We start from the raw sequence: 1,754 nt of genomic DNA on the forward strand, positions 1-1,754 counted from the left end.
ACCGATGGAGTCCTTCTTTAGTCGCTTGAAAGTCGAGTTGATTTACACCCAGCAGTTTCACTCGATTGATGAAGCTAAATCCAGTATCTTTGAATACATTGAGGTGTTCTATAATCGCTTGCGCCGACATTCCAGTATTGGTTATGTGGCGCCCGCTGAGTTTGAACGAAGGGCAGCGCTAGCTGCATAGTTAGAGTGTCTACTTTTTGTGGGTAAGACCACATTCAGGAGGGACAATGCAGGAAATATCCTTTCTCTGCGAGCACTTCAAAATACATGCTGACCAAAGAATCAAGACGTTCAATTTTTTCATTGTTCTATCTATATTTGCGGATAGTGGTTCAATTACCGCTTTGGCTAAAGAATCTCCCGATTCTATTTTAATAGTACTGGGTATATTTATAATTTTACTTTCTTGTATTTTCTGGGTTCTTGACGTTCGTTCTCATTCATTGGTTAGGCTTTCATACAAAGGAATAATTAAATATGAAAAATCTTTGCCAATTTGTAGCCGCCTCTTCACCAAAGACGCAAGAAGGAAAAAAGGAATATTTCGTTACACCTTTGCTTTTTCTGCCTTATTCATCATTCTAATATTGTTTGGTGTATTAGTTGCGGTCATAGGGGCAAGCAGGTTGCTATGCTAACAAGGTGGTCAAACATCGTTCCGCTTCGCTCCACTGGACAGAATTTAAGTCGCGGCTTTGTGGTTTTGCTGCGCAAAAGTATTCCACAAAACCGCAATTTAAATTCTACCGTTTACCACGGCGTTAGCTGGCTGTAATCCATACTACAAAGGAGTTTAAGGGTGAGTAATAAAGAAAAATTGACCGAGAAAGTTTTTGGATCTATAGCTCCTAAATTTTCTCAATTAAGTGATGATGTATTGTTTGCTGACGTATGGGAAAGAATTGAGCTGTCAAAACGTGACCGTAGCTTAATTACGGTTTCGGCTTTAATCTCTATGTATCGATTAGAGCAGTTGCCGTTTCATTTAAGTCGAGCTCTTGAAAATGGACTATCAAAAGAAGAGCTTGTTGAAGTGACTACTCATTTGGCATTTTATGCTGGCTGGCCTTCGGCAGCTTCGGCTTTAAAGTTGATAGAACAACTAACTGACGTAAATTAAGGAAAATCTCCATGCCATATGTCCGCATATCCCTTATTAAGGGAAAAAGCCCCGAATACATAAAAAAACTTTCTGACGGAATTCATCAGTCTTTAGTTGAGTTCTTTGAAGTTCCTCTGGATGATCGATTTCAGGTCGTCCATCAACATGAGCCTTATGAATTGATTTATGACAAGCATTATATGGGCGGCCCTCGTTCAGAAAATTATGTGCTCATTTGTGTTACTGCTGGCCGCGTACGAAGTACGAAAGTAAAGCAGGAATTTTATCAAAATCTTGTAGAGTGTCTTAATAAGTTAATTGCTATAAGGCCTGAAGACATTATGGTGGTTATCAATACAACTCAGGCGGATGAGTGGTCTTTTAGCAATGGGAATTCAATTGTCCCACCAGCGAAATAAATAAATCAGCTAACAAGCGACTGTGGTAAAAATCGATTGATTTGGCATCAAAAACATCCTTTTATTTTGCTGGGTAACTTGTCACCAAGGTCCGCAATTGGCGTGCGCCGTGATAAGGCGGCGCTTTTCCCCGTGGGTGAAAATCCCACTCGGCTATCGCTCCAGCCGAAAGCAACCGGAGCAATTATAGAGGCAACGAAATAGTTGAAGCCTCCGGTGAAGCG

At 40.6% G+C, this 1,754-nt stretch carries 4 protein-coding genes; all 4 read left to right on the top strand.

Annotation, left to right across the window (positions count from 1 at the left end; all coding sequences use genetic code 11):
* Positions 1 to 190: IS3 family transposase (locus tag SPL68_RS18395; protein WP_323816614.1), on the top strand; the 190-nt coding region annotated here is incomplete at its 5' end.
* 46 nt (positions 191 to 236) lie between these two features.
* Positions 237 to 647 carry a RipA family octameric membrane protein gene (locus SPL68_RS18400; RefSeq protein ID WP_323816629.1) on the top strand — a complete coding sequence of 137 codons (411 nt, stop codon included), beginning with the start codon at positions 237 to 239 and terminating at the stop codon, positions 645 to 647.
* Positions 648 to 808: 161 nt separating this feature from the next.
* Positions 809 to 1,129, top strand: coding sequence for a carboxymuconolactone decarboxylase family protein (locus SPL68_RS18405; protein WP_323816630.1), 321 nt, complete (start codon positions 809 to 811; stop codon positions 1,127 to 1,129).
* Positions 1,130 to 1,140: 11 nt separating this feature from the next.
* Positions 1,141 to 1,530 (top strand): tautomerase family protein, encoded by a 390-nt coding sequence (locus SPL68_RS18410; RefSeq protein ID WP_323816631.1) that lies wholly within the window; start codon positions 1,141 to 1,143, stop codon positions 1,528 to 1,530.
* The last annotated feature ends 224 nt before the right edge of the window (positions 1,531 to 1,754 follow it).

The organism is Cellvibrio chitinivorans (assembly GCF_035117775.1).
Lineage (GTDB): Bacteria > Pseudomonadota > Gammaproteobacteria > Pseudomonadales > Cellvibrionaceae > Cellvibrio > Cellvibrio chitinivorans.

Excerpts from the sequence above, each read along its gene's own strand:
- SPL68_RS18400 (WP_323816629.1), top strand. The coding sequence starts at position 237 with ATGCAGGAAATATCCTTTCTCTGCGAGCACTTCAAAATACATGCTGAC.
- SPL68_RS18410 (WP_323816631.1), top strand. The coding sequence starts at position 1,141 with ATGCCATATGTCCGCATATCCCTTATTAAGGGAAAAAGCCCCGAATAC.